This window comes from Pseudomonas sp. P116 (genome assembly GCF_020149425.1).
In the GTDB taxonomy this organism is placed as follows: domain Bacteria; phylum Pseudomonadota; class Gammaproteobacteria; order Pseudomonadales; family Pseudomonadaceae; genus Aquipseudomonas; species Aquipseudomonas anatoliensis.
Genome location: NZ_JACVHB010000005.1, coordinates 442,748 through 458,958, shown reverse-complemented (window position 1 = coordinate 458,958; position 16,211 = coordinate 442,748). Strand labels below are relative to the sequence as shown.

The window sequence follows — 16,211 nt, the reverse complement described above, 5'->3', positions numbered from 1 at the left end:
TTCAGCCGTTCGACACAGCGCGTTTCAACCCGAAATAAGGAAAATAAAATGTTGAACAAGCGAATCAGCCTGATCGCTCTGGGGATGTTGAGCGCTACACAGGCCATGGCTAACGACCAGGCCGAGTCCAAGGGTTTTCAAGAAGACAGCAGCCTCAAAGTGCTGCTGCGCAACGCCTACATCAATCGTGATTACAAAGACGGTAACGACGACAAAGCCGAGTGGGGCCAAGCGGCCATCGGCACGTTCTCGTCCGGTTTCACTCAAGGCACCATCGGTGTCGGTGTGGACGCCTTCGGTCTGTACGCACTGCGTCTGGATGGCGGCAAAGGCCGTAGCGGCGCCGGTGGTATCGATTTCTTCAAGCAAGAAAATGACGGTCGCGCGAACCATGACATCGCGAAGGGCGGTGCAGCGGTCAAGTTCCGCTTCTCCAACACCGTGCTGACCTACGGCGATCAGATGCCGGCCCTGCCGGTGCTGAACTACGACAACTCGCGCCTGCTGCCGGAAAGCTACACCGGCACCTTGATCACTTCCAGAGAGATCAAAGGCCTGGAACTGAACGCCGGTCGTTTCACCGCCGAATCGCGCAAGAGCGATGAAGGCCGTGACAGCGGTGGTCTGAAGTCGATCAACGTACTGGGCGGTAGCTACCAGTTCACTGAACGTTTCAAAGGTGCGCTTTACGCCTCCGACGTTGAAGACGTATTGAAGAAACAATACGTGAACGCCAACTACGTCTTGCCGTTCAACAAGGATCAGTCGCTGACCCTGGACTTCAATGGCTATCGCACCAAACTGGACAACTCCTATGTCCGCGAAAACGGTGTAACTGGCGACGACAACAAGATCTGGAGCCTGGCAGCAACTTTCGCTACTGGTCCGCACTCGTTCACCGTGGCGCACCAGCGCTCCACCGGCGACAGCAACCTGGGCTACGCCTACGGCGGCTATCAGAAAGATCAAAATCGTGTCGGCGACGGTGGCAACACCATCTACCTGGCCAACTCTTACTGGTCCGACTTCAACGCTGAAGACGAACGCAGCTGGCAGTTGGGCTATGGCCTGGACTTCGGCGCATTCGGTGTACCGGGTCTGAGCTACAACTTCGCTTACGTGCGTGGCGACAACATCACCACGTCCACCAGCGAAGGCGGCACCGAGCGCGAAATCTTCAACCAGTTCAAGTACGTCGTGCAAAGTGGCCCGGCCAAAGACCTGAGCGTGAAACTGCGCAGCTCGATCCTGCGTGTTTCGCAGAAATCCAGCGAGTACAACGTCAGCGGCAACGAGCTGCGTGTATTTGTGGACTACCCGATCAACATCTTCTGATGAACGATCAGGTGTAACAAGTTTGAGAAAAACCCCGACTGTTTCGGGGTTTTTTTTCGACGTATTTTTATAAAAAACCGGAAAAAACCCGTGTTTTTGTCATGTAAAAGTTGTTTTTCAGTCGCTTCAAACCCCGTTTCAAACAGCGCTTTAAATGCCTGAAATTCTTTCTCATGGACGCAAATTCTGCACCTAATAGATTAGGCCGCTCAATGCAGCGGAGAATTTGGTAATGATCGTTTTGAACAGAGAAGTGGGCGAATCGCTACGGCGCGACAAATACGTCAACGTCCAGGGTGGTGACTTCAATCTCTACGGTCATTTCGCCGACTTCGTCAGACTGACCAAAAGTTGGGAAAACATGGAACCTGACAGTTACTACGGTCAGGCCGAAGCCGGCATGCGTTTCCGTCGTTACAGCGATTTTGAATACAACCCCAAGACTCGCGAACTGACTCAGCTCGAACATCGCGCGTACGTGCAGTCCAAGGAAAACAACGCCTATGTCGGCGGTCTGGTCCGGCACTTCCAGGACTTTTCCGATGAAGTGATTTCATCGCCAGTGATGCGCAGCCTGATCGACACCGATTTCGAAGTGTACAAAAGCGTATTGCCGGAAGAGCTGCACGACGAGATCTGGCAGTGCCAGATCCATCAGATCCGCATCGAGATCAAACCCGGCAAACAGCTGGAAATCACCCCCGAAGGGATTCATTGCGACGGTTATCCGTTCAGCGGTGTGCACTTCTGGGGCCGCAACAATGTCGAGGGTGCAGAGAGTCGTTTGTACGACATCCACGAGCATCAACTGGCGTCGACCACTTACCAGGAAATTCTCGATACCACCTACTTCCTCGACCGCGACATGCGCCACTACGTGACCCCGGCGCGCAACTCGCACACCCATGCCATGGCGTACCGGCAGATTCTGGCGATTTCCTTCTCGCGGCCCGGGACCGCTTTCGACATTGTTCGCTAATCAGATCACCCCAATCGACGGCGTCGAATGCTCGACGCCGGTGCTGCTGCGGCGCGCCACGGCCAAGGATGCGCAGCGCATGGAGCGCTTCTTCCGCCAGTTCGACGAGGTGTCCTTCTGCGAATGGCAGGACGCCAAGTGCCTGCGCGGAGTATTAATCCAGAAAACCACCACGGCCTTTCTGGCCTTCGACGTGGCCGGCGAGATCGTCGGCGCGGTGCTGGGCGGGATGCTCGGCAGTCGCGGCACCATCAATCATCTGGCTGTCAGTCCGCTGTATCGCAGCCAGGGCGTCGGTCAACGCTTGGTTGAAGCGGCGTCGTCCGACATGAAACGTGTCGGCGTGTTGCGGATGTTTCTGTTCGTCGACGATGCTAACCTCGCGGGCAAGCGTTTTTGGACTGCCCAGGGTTTTTGCGAGCCTCACGGCGAACGGACATTTGAGAGGGATCTATGAATGAAACGTCCGGCAGTGCGCCGCTGATGGTCAACCATCAGCCGTCGCGTACGTTTGCCGAAGCCAGCCCGGTGGTCGCCGGGTATTTCACGGTGGCGTTCGTATTCGGCTTGATGGCCGTCAACGCGGGGCTGCCAATGTGGCTGCCCGTGGCGATGTGTTTATTCGTTTATGCCGGCGCTTCGCAATTTGCCGCGTTGGCGCTGATCTCCAGCGGTGCTTCGCTGACCACCATTGTGCTGACCACTTTCCTGATCAATGCGCGGCACATGCTGATGTCGGTGTACATGGCAAAAGCCCTGCGTGCGTTAGGGCTCAGTCGCATGGAGCGATGGTGCTACGCCGGTGGCCTGACCGACGAATCCTTTGCTTTCCACAGCGTAAAACTCGGCACCGGCGCGCCGGTCAACGTGCGTTATCTGATCGGCTTCAACCTGTTCTGCCACACCTCGTGGGTGCTCGGTGGCTTGCTCGGCGCGGTCTGCGCCCAGTACGCGGCGCACTTGATCAAATATCAGCTCGACTACGCACTGACGGCGATGATGCTCTATGTGCTGGTGTCGCTGTGCAACACCCGCAACAAACTCATCGCCGCCGCGGCCGCTGTGGTTTGCATGGGCGCACTGAGCTTGGTCGGCAGCTCGCCGTTTAATGTGTTTATCGCCACGTTTGTGGGCTGCGGAGTGGGTGTATGCCTGACCAAACGTTCCTGATTCTGGTGGTTGCGCTGATGATGGCCGTGACCTTTCTGCCACGGGCATTGCCCTTGCAGATCAACACCGAGCACTGGCCGCCGTTTATCGCGCGCGCGCTGGAATACCTGCCAGTGGCGATCGTCGCTGCGATCAGCCTGACTCCCTTGTTGATCAAGGATCAGCACATACAGCTCGATCGCCCGGAATTCTATGCTGCGATTCCGACGTTGTTATGTGCGTATTTCAGCAAAAACCTCTTTCTCAGTGTGGCGGTTGGGACGGCTGCGTACATTGCGCTCGGCTCGTTCATGTAGCGGCAGATCGACCACGTCGCTCAACGCCTGGTTCGACAGGTCCGGGTTATTGATCGCCAGCCGCACCTCAAGGAAATCCTCGAAACCGGGGAAGATCGTCAGGCCGTTCTTCTGCGCGGCCTCGCGGGAAACCATGCCAACGGCATCCATCTGCGTTATCAGCGATAACGTAAGGGTCTCGCTGCAGGAGTAGACCATGCGTTGACCGTTCTCGTGATTGCCCAGCCCGGCGTCGAGAAAACGCAAGAAGCTGTGGGAATACGGACAATCTTCCGCAGGACGCACCTGAAACTTGTTGCCCAGCAACGTCAGCGGATCGTTCTCCTGCCCACAATGCGCGCCGACCACCTGCACCTGCACATCCGGCAGGACAATGCTCGGCAAACCCGGACGCTGCGGGCCGATCAGCACCGCGAGGTCAAAGTCTTCGTTTTTCAGCTTGCTGAGGTTTTCCATCGACTCGGCGTAGCTGAATTCCATCTGATAATCGGGAAACACCTCAATCAGGCGTCCGATCATTCGCCGATTGAAGTCAGGCGACAACGTGTTGTTTAACGCAACCTTCAACGTGCGTTGCCCCGGCACTTTGAGCGCCTCGACTTTTTCTTCCATCTGTCGCGTGGCAATCAGCACTCTGTCCATATAAGGCGTCAGCTCGGTGCCTTGAGGCGTCAGCGTCAGCCCTTTGTTGGAACGACGAAACAAGCGGAAACCGAACTGCTCTTCGACCTTGTTCAACTGCGCGGCCAATGCCTGCACGGTCAGGCACGAATGCTCGGCTGCGGCCGACAACGAGCCGGTCTGCACGATGCGCATGAGGTTGCGTAAGGTTCTGCTATCCATGGGTAATGCCCTCTGAAGTGGGCTGGGTATTGTTGTTTACGAGACGACCGGTCCGGCGCCATATGCCGGCTATATTCCTGCACCTGAGCATAGTTGTCGCGGGTTTAGTAGCGAATTGATGTCCCCGCCGATGGCTGGAGGCTGACACAGGATCGGGGTTTTTGATGACTCGGGGGTGATTGGGGTCAAAAAATACTCACGTGAAATGATAAAACATGGCTTTTCAACGACTTCATCTGGATAACGATCTGATTCATTAGCGGATAAAAATAAAACAAGCATTCGTATCTGTACTAGGCTTCATGGCACGTCACCTACTAATGGAGGAGACCATGTCTACCTCAATCCCAGCCCTCACCCCACGCGAACAACTTGACGCCCCCGAAGCGGGTCGCGTCGCGCTGAAGTTTTTCTTCAACCTCATGGAGCGGTGGGGCTGCAACGCCGAGCAGCAACGCACATTGCTCGGCGGTGTCGGCAACACCACGTTCTACAAGTACAAACACCTGCCGCCAAACGTGCGCCTACCCCACGACACCCTTGAGCGCATCTCCTACCTGATGGGCATTCACAAGGCGTTGAGCATCATCTTCAGCAACAGCCGCGAGCGCGCTTATACGTGGGTCAGCAGCCCGAACACTGCTGCGCCGTTTAATGGGCAAACCGCTCTGGACTACATGCTGGCAGGACGCGTGGTCGATATCGCCGATGTACGACGCTACCTCGACGGAGTGCGCGGTTGAGCACGCCAGCGCTGGCCGATCCGCATTGGCCGCGCGCCTACCGGATCGTTAACAGCAGCTTCCCGCCAATTGCGCTGTTCGAAGACGTGCTCGACCCCGAAGACCTGGAAATTGCCTACGCCCTCGAAGCGCTGACCAACGATCGTCTGATCGCTCAGGCGGGCGTCCTTGACCGGGTGCGCCCGGAAGATCGGCTCTCAGGCCCCGGGTCGACCCCGGTGATGGCTGCGTTCACCCACATCGGCAAAAGCAGCCGCTTCACCGACGGCACCTTCGGCGTTTACTACGCCGCCAGCAGCCAGGCCGCGGCTATCGCCGAAACCTGCTATCACCAGGAACGCTTTCTCGCAGCCACCAACGAAGCAGACCTCGAATTGACCATGCGCACCTACGTCAACCGAGTCGTCAAACCGCTGCACGACATTCGCCACGACTATCCGAACCTGCACAACCCTGATCCTGATGCCTACGGCCCTTCTCAGGCATTCGCCCGGCAGCTACGTGAAGCCCAATCCTGGGGTTTGCTTTACAACAGCGTTCGCTTGGCCGGGCACGAATGCGTCGCCGCGTTCCGGCCACCGGCAGTTTCGATTCCCAAGCAGGGCAAACATCTGAGATATGTGTGGAGTGCGAGCCAGGGCAGGATGTCGTTTGTGTTGGAGATCAGTCAGGTCTGAAATGCAAAAAGCCCTCGTATCAACGAGGGCTTCACGAGGGCGATTTACATCAACGGCTTACCTGGCGGCGCGTCCATTACTTTCAACACATCATCGATTAGCGCCTTGCTCAATTCTTGCGAATATTGCGAGGCACAAGCGTGAGGGTTTGGATCGCGAGAGACTGAAGAGTCCGCAGTGAGGGTCTATTGTTACTGAAGACGGTGCGCCAAAAATATAAACACGCCAGAAACAACAAAGCCCCTGCATTTCTGCAGGGGCTTTGTTTTGTATGGTGCCGGCACCAGGAGTCGAACCCGGGACCTACTGATTACAAGTCAGTTGCTCTACCAACTGAGCTATACCGGCGTGTGGGCGACGATTATAGCGATTGGGTTAAATCTGTAAACCCCTGAATTCAGACTATTTTTATGCAGGTGCAGGAGCAGGCTCAACGAAGGCGTTATCTCTGGGTCTCCACCCTTGAAAACAGGCACTTTCGAGGTTTGAACTTCTCGCCTGAGACGGCGACTTTTTTGTCAGATCTGCTTCGTATCAGCTGATTTATGTCGTTTTGAATGGAAGCTTATGCACAACTGATCGGCAGGATCGCGTTCAAGTGTGAGTATTTGTGGACGCATTCTCATTTTGTTCGCAAATCCCTGTTTTACCGGTTATTTATTCATATGAACAAAAAATGACCAGTAGTGTTAAAGCCACGAAACAGGCGTGGATATTGGATCCACAAGAATTTCATCAACAGAGTTATCCACAGGCTGGAGTGTTTTAAGCGCGTTCGGCGAGCAGGAGGAAATTACGCGGTGTGAGTGGCGTATCGCAGAAGGTGCCAAGGCGCACGACGTATCCCTGATCGGCGAGGAAAAGTGCTCGATCCAGATTTAGCCAAAGCTCCAGTGGTCGTCGGAATAATCCGCGAAGTAATTCCAGGTTGCGAACTTCGGCTAACCGCTGCCAACCGGCAGCTTCCAGAGCTGGCCAATCCTGCGGGCCGATTGTGGATAACTCTTTGAGCGCTGCCAGATCGCGGCAGTAATCGGCGAATGGTTTTTCCAGCCAGGCGCTGGGTAGCGAAGGGGTTGGCAGGTATTGGTCGATGTCGCTCAGTTGCCGTTGCAGCAAGTCAAAGGCAAGGCGTCGTGCCATCGAGGTGTCGCGTTGGCGTCGGACTCGTGCACCGGCGGTGACGGTTTCGCTCATCGGTAGTGCCAGATCTTCTAGCGAGAGCTGTAGGAGCGATCCCGCGCCGGCCAGGGATAACGCCTGATATTCCGTGCGATTGATCCGGTTGTAGCAGCACGGGGCGATTGCCATTTGTCGGCAACCGGCGGCGCTGGCCAGTTGCATCAGTCGCACATGCAGATCACCGCAGGCGTGGAGGGCAACCGGCGTGTGAAGTGCGTTCAATACGGCTGAAGCATCTGCCGCCAGAACATCCTGTTCAACATGCCGCGCGTGTAAATGATGACGCTGGCTAAGCGCCTGACCACTGGCAACCAGCGCCGGATCGTATTCAACGCAAGTCAGTTGTTGCCCGGTGCTCAGCAGACGCCGCCCCAAGTGCCCCTTGCCCGAGCACCAGTCCAGCCAATGCGTCGGTTGCGATGCGAAGGACAGTCGACTGCCGAACGCCTCGATCTGCTGCCATTTACGCCCCGGTACATCAACATTCAATCGATGGCCCGCAGTTTCCAGCGCATGTCCGGGTAACTCTCCGACCGCACTCAGTTCGGCCGACAACGCTGCCAATGAAGCGAACGGCTCCGGCGCATCGGCAAGATTGGCAGGGTGGTTGTGAGCATTTTCCGCATCTTGCAGCGACCGGCCGCGTAGCCATGAGGCCAGCTCCGGGTAGGACGCTTCCCAGGGAAGCTGCAGATGAGTGAACGGTCGAGGTTTCCACAACGCCTGATGAGCTGTCAGAAAAGTATCCAGTGCCGTGAAACGGACGAGTAGGTCCTCGCCCGTCAGCACGTGGGAAGTTTCAGCGCCCTTGGCAGGCATCGACGCGCAGCCAGCGCTCCAGCAGCTTGAAGCCGCGCACCAGCACGTAAGCCATCACCAGATAGAACACGCCAGCGGCGAAGAAGATTTCCACCGGCAGGTAGGTGCGAGCAATGATCGTGCGGGCCATGCCGGTCAATTCAAGCAGGGTGACGGTGCTGGCCAGGGCGCTGGCCTTGAGCATCAATATCACTTCGTTGCTGTAGGCCGGCAGGCCGATGCGGGCTGCCCGCGGCAGGATGATGTAGAACATCGCTTTGGGCTTGGACATGCCCAGGGCACGCGCCGCTTCGATCTCACCCGGTGGGATGGCCTGAATTGCGCCGCGCAGGATCTCGGCGATGTACGCCGCGGTGTGCAGGGTCATGGTTACCGTTGCGCACCAGAACGGATCGCGCAGGTACGGCCACATTGGGCTGTTACGCACAGCGTCGAACTGCGCCAGGCCGTAATAGACCAGGAACAGCTGAACCAGCAACGGTGTCCCGCGGAAAAAGAAGATGTAGGCGTAGGGCAAAGCACGCACGTACCACAGCTTCGAAGAGCGGGCGATGCCCAGCGGAATCGCCAGCAACAGGCCGGCGATCACGGCGATGGCCACCAGTTCCAGGGTCAGGGTCGCGCCCTGCGCCAGTTTTGGCAGCCATTTGATGATGACTTCCCAGTTCATTGAGCGCTCCTCGCGAAGCCGCGGGCGGCGCGTTTTTCCAGGAAGTGCATGCCGGTCATTGCCACCACCGTCAGGCCGAGATACATGAGCGCGGCAACCATATAGAAGGTGAACGGCTGTTTCGACATGGTCACGCCGATCTGCGCATGACGCATGATTTCTTCCAGGCCGATCACCGACACCAGCGCGGTGTCTTTCATCAGGATCATGAACAGGTTGCCCAGGCCCGGGAGGGCGATGCGCCACATCTGCGGCATGATCAGCTTGGTGAAGATCCGCCATTTCGACAGGCCCAGGGCCACGCCGGCCTCACGGTGACCTTTGGGAATGGCGAGGATTGCGCCACGAAACACTTCCGTGGCGTAGGCGCCGAAACACAGTCCGAGCGCGATGACACCGGCGGCAAAGGCGCTGAGTGCCAGATCGGGATTGCCGAAAAATTCGCCGAGCGCGCGCATCAGGTTGACCGTACCGAAGTAGATCAACAGCACCCAGAGCAATTCCGGGACGCCGCGCACCAGGGTTGAATAAAAGCCGCCAAGCCATTGCAGCGGCTTGTACGGGGAAGTCTTGGCCAAGGCGCCGAGCAGACCGAGCACCAGACCCAGGCACAGGGCCGAGAGAGCCAGTTTGACGGTCATCAGCGCGCCAGCGGCGAGCGCCGGGCCGAATCCGTAAAGGTCGATAATCATGGATTTCTTTTCAAATCGCTGCAGGCAAGGTCGGGAGCCGGCGCCGTTGCATCACGGCGCCGGTTCCGCAGGTCAGGATCAGTAGATGCTGAACGGGAAGTACTTGTCGTTGATCTTCTTGTAGGTACCGTCAGCGACGATTTCCTTCAGTGCAGCGTTCAGCTTCTCGCGCAGTGGATCGCCCTTGCGCACAGCAATGCCGATCTTGTCGCTTTCCACGACCGGGTCGCCTTTGAACTCGTAGTTCTTGCCGGCTTCGCTTTTCAGCCAGTCATAGTTGGCGTACTTGTCGGCGAGGATGGCGTCGACGCGGCCGGAGGTCAGGTCGAGGTAGGCGTTTTCCTGGGTGTCATAGAGGCTGACCTTGATGTCATCCGCATAGGTATCTTCCAGCCAGGTGCCGGCCAGCGTGGCACGCTGCGTACCGATGGTTTTGCCTTTGAGCGAGTCCTTGTCGGTTTTGAAGTCGACGTTCTTCGGTGCGATGAATTGCAGCTTGTTCGAGTAGTACGGGTCGGTGAAGTCCACCGCGCCTTTGCGCTCTTCGGTGATCGACAAAGACGAGATCAGGAAGTCGAATTTCTTCGCGTTCAGCGACGGGATGATGCCGTCCCAATCGGAGGTGACTACGGTGCACTCGACTTTCATCTTGGCGCACAGGGCGTCGCCGATGTCTTTGTCGAAGCCGACCACGTTGCCGCTGGCGTCTTTATTGTTGAACGGCGGGTAAGCCGCTTCGATGCCCATCTTCAGGGTTTCGGCCATGGCACCGGCGCTGAACGCGAGGGTGACGGCGGCGGCCAGGAAGACCTTTTTATAGTTCTGCATGCATGTTGCTCCGTTAGCGGTTGCTGGACATGAATTGTTTGCAGCGCGCCGAAAGCGGGTTTTCGAACACCTGCTGTGGCGATCCTTGCTCTTCTATCAGGCCCTGATGAAGGAACACCACTTCGCTGGAGACCTGACGGGCGAAGCCCATTTCGTGGGTCACGAGCAGCATGGTGCGGCCTTCTTCGGCCAATGCGCGGATGACACTAAGTACTTCCTGAACCATTTCCGGGTCAAGGGCGGAGGTGGGTTCGTCGAACAGGATCACCTTCGGCTGCATCGCCAGCGTGCGCGCGATGGCCGCGCGTTGCTGCTGGCCACCGGACAGTTGCGCCGGGTAGGCGTGGCGCTTGTCAGCGATGCCGACCTTGGCCAGCAGTGCTTCCGCGACTTCAATGGCTTCGGCCTTGCTCTGGCCGAGCACGCGGCGCGGGGCTTCGATGATGTTGTCGAGGACGCTCATGTGCGGCCACAGATTAAAGTTTTGAAACACAAAACCAATCTCGGAACGCAGGCGGTTGATCTGTTTGCCGTCGGCGGCAACCAGTTCGCCATTCTTGGCGGCCTTGAGCTTGAGTTCTTCACCGGCCACCAGGATCTGGCCCTGGTGCGGGTTTTCCAACAGATTGATGCAACGCAGGAACGTGGACTTGCCGGAACCGGAGGAACCCAGGATCGAGATCACGTCGCCGTCGCGTGCGGTCAGCGAGATGCCTTTGAGCACCTCAAGCTGTCCGTAGCGTTTGTGCAAGTTGCGGATTTCAAGCGCGGGCGTGGCCTCAGCCATGTGCGTTCCTCATATATGTTGCGCTCCTGCTGTTTGATGGCCTTCCTGGCGAGGCGGCCAAGCTAGCATAGCGTTTCAATGGCAGCCAACAGCGCTACGAGCGGTAAACGGGTGGCATGTGGCGGGTTGTCGCATCAGCACAGCAGACTGTCGCCCCATCAACAACCGAACGGGTGTTTGAACGTGCAATCGCGTGGGTGTCGCGTAAAAAAAGGCGCGATGTTGCCAGCTTTGGCGGGGTGTTGGAAGCGCTATCCGGCCGAACGTTCCCGATTCGCCCTTTTATTGTGCATCCCACACTTTTTCAGTGTGTTTCTGGTGCGCGGATTCGTCTTTAAAAGTGAGTCGCAGGGTAACGCTCTGGCAGATTGCCATTAAATCCAATGACTTGCGATGACTGTCCGGTCGCGCGCAAAGCCCCGGCCCGAAAGAGTTTGAAATATTTTGGCGCAATTATTGCGTGCAGAATAAGGAACGCCCCGTTGGTTTCTTTTTACGAGAAGGAAATTTCGGACGGGCCGGACGCAATCGCTTTCCTTGCAAAGGTAGTTTCGATGAGCAGTACCCCAAGCTCCAATGGCCTCGAACAGGGGCTCAAACCGCGTCATGTGACCATGTTGTCGATCGCCGGTGTAATCGGCGCCGGTCTGTTCGTTGGCTCCGGCCACGCCATCGCCGCCGCAGGTCCTGCAGTGCTGCTGGCCTATGCAGCCGCCGGTACCCTGGTGGTGCTGGTGATGCGGATGCTCGGCGAAATGGCGGTTGCTTCGCCCGACACCGGCTCTTTCTCGACGTATGCCGACCGTGCCATCGGGCACTGGGCCGGCTTCACCATCGGATGGTTGTATTGGTGGTTCTGGGTGTTGGTGATTCCGCTGGAAGCCAACGCCGCCGCGACCATCCTGCACGCGTGGTTCCCCGACGTAGGCATCTGGGCGTTTGCGCTGGTCATCACCCTGCTGTTGACCGTGACCAACCTGTTCAGCGTGAAAAACTACGGCGAGTTCGAATTCTGGTTTGCGCTGGTTAAAGTGCTGGCGATCATCGGGTTCATCGGGCTCGGCCTTGCGGCAATTTTCGGCTACCTGCCGAACAGCCAGGTCAGCGGCGTTTCGCACTTGTTCGACAGCGGCGGCTTCCTGCCTAACGGCATGGGCGCGGTGTTGGGCGCGATTCTGACCACCATGTTCTCGTTCATGGGGACCGAGATCGTGACCATCGCGGCCGCGGAATCGAAAGACCCGGGCAAACAGATTTCCAAGGCCACCAACTCGGTGATCTGGCGGATCGGTTTGTTCTACCTCGTGTCGATCTTCATCGTCGTGGCGCTGGTGCCATGGAACGATCCTATGTTGGCGAACCTCGGTTCTTACCAGACCGTACTGGAACGCATGGGCATCCCGAACGCGAAAATGATCGTCGACATCGTGGTTCTGGTCGCCGTAACCAGCTGCCTGAACTCGGCGCTCTATACCTCGTCGCGCATGCTGTTCTCCCTCGGCAAGCGCGGTGACGCACCGGCCATGTCGACTCGCACCAACAAAAGCGGTACGCCTTACTGGGCGGTGATGTTGTCCACTGGCGCCGCGTTCCTCTGCACATTCGCCAACTACGTGGCGCCGGCCGCCGTGTTCGAATTCCTGCTGGCCAGCTCCGGTGCGATCGCACTGCTGGTGTACCTGGTGATCGCGTTCTCGCAACTGCGGATGCGCAAACAGCGCATGGCCCGTGGCGAGAAAATCGAATTCAGCATGTGGCTGTTCCCGGGCCTGACCTACGCGGTGATCATCTTCATCGTCGCGGCCCTGACCATCATGTTGTTCCAGGAAGCGCACCGCGTGGAAATCCTCGCCACCGGCCTGCTGAGCCTGATGGTGGTGGCAACCGGTCTGCTGGTGTCTCGCCGTCGCAAGCAGGAAAAACGTGGTGCGGTGGTGTTGAACTGATCCGCAACGCGTAATGCAAAACGGCCGCTGTCAGTGATGACTAGCGGCCGTTTTTGTTTGTGAGCGCGGATTTACTCGCTCTTTTCTTCCTGCGATTCCACCGACTTGCCATAAGCATCCAGCGCAATCCCGAAGTCGGTGATGAACTGCGGCTCGCTCAGCCAGGCCTGTGCGGCTTCGATCGTCATGCCGTCGGCCCACATGCGGTAGTCGATCAACATGTCGGCGGCCAGGTGGGTGGCGGCCATGCCTTCGTTGTCGGCGTTTTCCATGTCCAGCAGATCAGGATGATCGATGATGATGAACGCCAGTTCGCGCAGTAGCGTCAGCAGCATGTCGTTGCGGCTGATGGCTTCGGCGTCGCGCATTTTGCTGAACATCGCCAGGGTGTATTCCGGAATCGGCTCGGCGAGGTGGCCGAGGTCTTCGTCCTGATCCAGCGGCTTGCGGCCGACCATACGGATTTGCTTGGCTTTGGCCTTGGCGCGTTTGGCGCGTTTTTGTTGCTTGTTCAGGGATGCCATGGGAACTCAGTTCTTCTGTTGGGTTTGTGCAGCGATGGCGTCGGACGCCGCCACATAGTCGGCCTGGAACGCCGGGGATTCGATCCACGCCAGCGCGCCGGCCTCGTCGGTTTCCTGCGACCACTGGCGATACTCGATCAGCGCTGCGAGGATGAAATCCATGGAGCCTTCTTCGCCTTCCTGTTCGTAGACCAGTTCCAGCAGCGGGTCTTCGAGGAATGCGGTGCACATCGCTTGCTGACTGATCTTCTCGGCGTCGATCATTTTCTTGAACAGCTCGGTCAGGTCCACCGACTCGAAGTCGATACGGTCATCGTTCGGATCCAGCTCGACCGGCGCTTCGGCGCGTTTGGTGCGGTTCTGCTTGGCCTTGGTTTTGGCCCGGGCGGCGCGTTTTTGCTGCTTGTTGGCGGAGGCCATGATGTGTTCCGTCGTGCGTTGAATGAGGCTCAGCTGCGCGGTACTTGCCGCCCCGGTGTGTCGGGGGCCAGTTCGCCGGTTTGCAGCCAGTTCAGAGCGATGGGCCATAGTGTGGCTTGGTATGCGCTGCGAAAAAAGGCGAAATGTCCGACTTGTTGCTCGCCGATGTCCTGCGGGTCGATGCGCAGATGGGTTTTTGGCGCATGGCTGAAGTAGTTGAGCAGGCGCTCGATGGCTGCAATCGTGCCATAAGGGTCATCGCTGATGCTGATCGCCAGGGTTTGCGCGCGGACATTGGCAAAGGGCAGGCGGCCTGTTCTCGCCAACATCGCTCGCCCGCTTGGGCGACGCTCGTAACGCGCGGTGGGCGTGCTCCAGTCGCGCACTACGCCTGCCGGCGTGTCTTCCAGCCAGCCGAGGCGTTTACCGGGGAAGTAGCCGCAGAACAGTGTTAATAGGGGCATCAGCAGATGCCATTTACCGAACATCCGCCAGCGATGTTCAGGCGCGTAATCGCGCCAGTAGGCGAACTGCGCGCCGACGGTGACCAGCCGTCGGATGACCTGCCCGGACTCACCGAGGCCAGCCGCGCAGCCACCAAAACTGTGGCCGACAACATCGATGGGCTGCCCGGTAAATTCCCGCTGCGCGCGCCGCAGCATCGCCTCGAAGTCCAGCGCGCCCCAATCTGTCCATGAGGCGTTGAGGCCTTTGATTGAGCCAGGTCGCGACTCACCGATGCCCCGGTAGTCGTAGGTGATGACGTCGAAGCCATTGGCGAACAGGTAATCAGCGAAACGCGAGTAATGACGGCAGCGCACCGAAGTGGCGGCGTTGAGGATTACAACCGGGCGTTGGATATCGGGCAGGGCATGACGCCAGGTGAAACCGCCAAGGACAAAACCGTCGGCGGCTGTTTCCTTGAACGGATCACCTTGAAGCTCGGCAGCCAATGGCGGCTTGCGCTGCGCAGCTTGCAATGGGGGCGTGTCCTGACAGCTCATGGTGCTCGACCTTTGCGAGACGCTGCCCACGATAGTCGCAGTACCTTAAAGGGACAATCTGCAGCGTTTATTCGGTGGATTCAGAGAGCATGCGTTCCTCGATCAATGCTTGTTCTCTTTGCAGCTCCGCTCGCAACTCTTCCACGCTGGGCAGTACTGTTTTGTAACTGCTGGCGAACAGTTGCTCATTGCCTTTGAGGATCGAGTAACGCGCGACCGCCTCGTTATCCTGCGCGCACAAAATGATCCCGACGGTCGGTTTGTCACCCTCACTGCGCTTGAGCTCGTCGTACATGCGCACATACATATCCATCTGCCCGACATCGCGTGCGCTGAGTTGGCCACGTTTGAGGTCAATGATCACGAAGCATTTGAGCAGGTAGTTGTAAAACACTAGATCGATGTACAGATCCGAACCGCCGGCGCTTATGCGTTGTTGTCGAGCCACAAAAGAGAAGCCCTTGCCCAGCTCCAGCAGGAAGCTCTGCAGATGATCGATGAGCGCTTGCTCAAGCCCCGTTTCATTCACCTTGCCCGGAGATGGCAGGCCGAGAAATTCGAGAATGACGGGGTCGCGGATGAACTCGCGTGGATTGCAGTTCAGTGCGGCGATGTTGGTGGTAGCTTCCTCGATCACGCCTGCCTTGTCCCGACTCATTAGCAGGCGCTCGTAGTACAGCGTATTGATCTGGCGATCCAAGGCGCGGCTCGACCAGTTGAGGGTGGCGCATTCGTCCATATACCACTGGCGAGCCTTTTCACTTTCGACCCTGAGCAGCCTGCGATAGTGGGTCCAGCTCAATTCGGAACGCACTGCGTTCCAAATAGGGAAAAGCTGATAAAAGCTGCGCATGTAGCGCAGATTTCGCTCATCAAAGCCTTTGCCGAACTGCGCCTTCAGTTCGTGCGCTAACAGGGCCAACAGTTGCTTGCCGTATCCCGCTCGTTTGGTTCCTTCCTGTTCAAACTCAACAATATGCCGGCCAATCTGCCAGCAGGTTTGCACCTGAATCGTATCTACAACGCGCAGCACTTTTTGCCGTGCCTGGCGGATCAGCTCGCCAAGTTCGCCCAGCAGTGAATCGATTTTCGGATCTTGCATGTCAGCAGGTTTCAGCTGGCTCATCGAATCTTCCGCATCATTGAAAACAGAAGTGCCAGCATGCCGAGAGTCGCTTGCGAAAGATGTCGGCCCAGCCTGCGAAGTCGGCAGGAAGAAGGGATGGGTGTTGCAGGAAGTTGCTGGCTCTTGACGCATTAAGTGGCGACGGTCTGTAGTCCATTTCGTACGCGCTC

The 16,211-nt window shown here is 57.8% G+C and carries 18 protein-coding genes, 1 tRNA gene and 1 pseudogene; 8 read left to right on the top strand and 12 right to left on the bottom strand.

What is annotated here, in order from left to right:
• Positions 1-48: 48 nt before the first annotated feature.
• The 5 genes from ICA15_RS19425 to ICA15_RS19405 all read left to right on the top strand — a co-directional run bounded on the left by ICA15_RS19425 (position 49) and on the right by ICA15_RS19405 (position 3,780).
• A complete protein-coding gene (locus tag ICA15_RS19425) occupies positions 49-1,335 on the top strand; it encodes an OprD family porin (protein WP_150604055.1) in 1,287 nt (428 codons plus the stop codon).
• Positions 1,336-1,567: 232 nt separating this feature from the next.
• Entirely contained in the window at positions 1,568-2,314 is a 747-nt protein-coding gene (locus tag ICA15_RS19420; protein WP_150604054.1) for a 2OG-Fe dioxygenase family protein, read from the top strand.
• Between the two features lie 79 nt (positions 2,315-2,393).
• A complete protein-coding gene (locus ICA15_RS19415) occupies positions 2,394-2,771 on the top strand; it encodes a GNAT family N-acetyltransferase (RefSeq protein ID WP_210554452.1) in 378 nt (125 codons plus the stop codon).
• On the top strand, positions 2,768-3,484 hold the full coding sequence (locus tag ICA15_RS19410) for an AzlC family ABC transporter permease (protein WP_150604053.1): 717 nt from the start codon (positions 2,768-2,770) through the stop codon (positions 3,482-3,484). Before ICA15_RS19415 ends, ICA15_RS19410 begins: the two co-directional genes overlap by 4 nt.
• Positions 3,463-3,780, top strand: a complete 318-nt coding sequence (locus ICA15_RS19405) for an AzlD domain-containing protein (protein ID WP_150596790.1) — start codon at positions 3,463-3,465, stop codon at positions 3,778-3,780. Before ICA15_RS19410 ends, ICA15_RS19405 begins: the two co-directional genes overlap by 22 nt.
• Here the strand turns inward: ICA15_RS19405 and ICA15_RS19400 are convergent.
• Positions 3,697-4,623, bottom strand: a complete 927-nt coding sequence (locus ICA15_RS19400) for a LysR family transcriptional regulator (protein WP_115146028.1) — start codon at positions 4,621-4,623, stop codon at positions 3,697-3,699. The two genes, ICA15_RS19405 and ICA15_RS19400, sit on opposite strands and share 84 nt — an antisense overlap.
• 332 nt (positions 4,624-4,955) lie before the next feature.
• Here ICA15_RS19400 and ICA15_RS19395 point away from each other — a divergent pair, with 332 nt between their 5' ends.
• A complete protein-coding gene (locus ICA15_RS19395) occupies positions 4,956-5,366 on the top strand; it encodes an MbcA/ParS/Xre antitoxin family protein (RefSeq protein ID WP_150617438.1) in 411 nt (136 codons plus the stop codon).
• Positions 5,363-6,043, top strand: coding sequence for an RES family NAD+ phosphorylase (locus ICA15_RS19390; RefSeq protein ID WP_210554361.1), 681 nt, complete (start codon positions 5,363-5,365; stop codon positions 6,041-6,043). Before ICA15_RS19395 ends, ICA15_RS19390 begins: the two co-directional genes overlap by 4 nt.
• 44 nt (positions 6,044-6,087) lie before the next feature.
• On the opposite strand, the pseudogene ICA15_RS19385 reads toward ICA15_RS19390, so the two are convergent.
• From ICA15_RS19385 to ICA15_RS19355, 7 genes and pseudogenes are all read right to left on the bottom strand, one after another.
• Positions 6,088-6,213 (bottom strand): annotated as a pseudogene (locus ICA15_RS19385) (DUF3077 domain-containing protein); the annotation flags it as partial.
• Positions 6,214-6,315: 102 nt separating this feature from the next.
• Positions 6,316-6,391: transfer RNA gene (locus ICA15_RS19380), tRNA-Thr, on the bottom strand.
• A 417-nt stretch (positions 6,392-6,808) separates the two neighbouring features.
• Positions 6,809-8,044 carry a methyltransferase gene (locus ICA15_RS19375; protein WP_210554360.1) on the bottom strand — a complete coding sequence of 412 codons (1,236 nt, stop codon included), beginning with the start codon at positions 8,042-8,044 and terminating at the stop codon, positions 6,809-6,811.
• Positions 8,025-8,714: an ABC transporter permease gene (locus tag ICA15_RS19370; RefSeq protein ID WP_047299330.1), complete on the bottom strand. Its 690-nt coding sequence runs from the start codon at positions 8,712-8,714 to the stop codon at positions 8,025-8,027. The genes ICA15_RS19375 and ICA15_RS19370 overlap by 20 nt, the downstream gene beginning before the upstream one ends.
• The gene (locus ICA15_RS19365) at positions 8,711-9,406 is read right to left on the bottom strand and encodes an ABC transporter permease (RefSeq protein ID WP_047299331.1); all 696 of its coding nucleotides are present in this window, start codon (positions 9,404-9,406) and stop codon (positions 8,711-8,713) included. The genes ICA15_RS19370 and ICA15_RS19365 overlap by 4 nt, the downstream gene beginning before the upstream one ends.
• A 78-nt stretch (positions 9,407-9,484) precedes the next feature.
• Positions 9,485-10,234 carry an ABC transporter substrate-binding protein gene (locus tag ICA15_RS19360; RefSeq protein WP_150593870.1) on the bottom strand — a complete coding sequence of 250 codons (750 nt, stop codon included), beginning with the start codon at positions 10,232-10,234 and terminating at the stop codon, positions 9,485-9,487.
• Positions 10,235-10,247: 13 nt separating this feature from the next.
• Positions 10,248-11,021 (bottom strand): ABC transporter ATP-binding protein, encoded by a 774-nt coding sequence (locus ICA15_RS19355; RefSeq protein ID WP_042557182.1) that lies wholly within the window; start codon positions 11,019-11,021, stop codon positions 10,248-10,250.
• A gap of 554 nt (positions 11,022-11,575) precedes the next feature.
• Between ICA15_RS19355 and gabP the strand changes: the two genes are divergently transcribed.
• Positions 11,576-12,967 carry a GABA permease gene (gene gabP, locus ICA15_RS19350; RefSeq protein ID WP_210554359.1) on the top strand — a complete coding sequence of 464 codons (1,392 nt, stop codon included), beginning with the start codon at positions 11,576-11,578 and terminating at the stop codon, positions 12,965-12,967.
• 71 nt (positions 12,968-13,038) lie between these two features.
• Here gabP and ICA15_RS19345 read toward each other — a convergent pair whose 3' ends face one another.
• The 4 genes from ICA15_RS19345 to ICA15_RS19330 form a co-directional block, all read right to left on the bottom strand.
• The gene (locus ICA15_RS19345) at positions 13,039-13,491 is read right to left on the bottom strand and encodes a hypothetical protein (RefSeq protein WP_210554358.1); all 453 of its coding nucleotides are present in this window, start codon (positions 13,489-13,491) and stop codon (positions 13,039-13,041) included.
• 6 nt (positions 13,492-13,497) lie between these two features.
• Complete coding sequence (locus tag ICA15_RS19340; RefSeq protein WP_042557187.1) at positions 13,498-13,911, bottom strand: hypothetical protein; 414 nt, start codon at positions 13,909-13,911, stop codon at positions 13,498-13,500.
• A 29-nt stretch (positions 13,912-13,940) separates the two neighbouring features.
• Positions 13,941-14,915: an alpha/beta fold hydrolase gene (locus ICA15_RS19335; RefSeq protein WP_210554357.1), complete on the bottom strand. Its 975-nt coding sequence runs from the start codon at positions 14,913-14,915 to the stop codon at positions 13,941-13,943.
• A gap of 67 nt (positions 14,916-14,982) precedes the next feature.
• Positions 14,983-16,041, bottom strand: coding sequence for a YhcG family protein (locus tag ICA15_RS19330; RefSeq protein WP_150617448.1), 1,059 nt, complete (start codon positions 16,039-16,041; stop codon positions 14,983-14,985).
• Positions 16,042-16,211 lie beyond the last annotated feature (170 nt).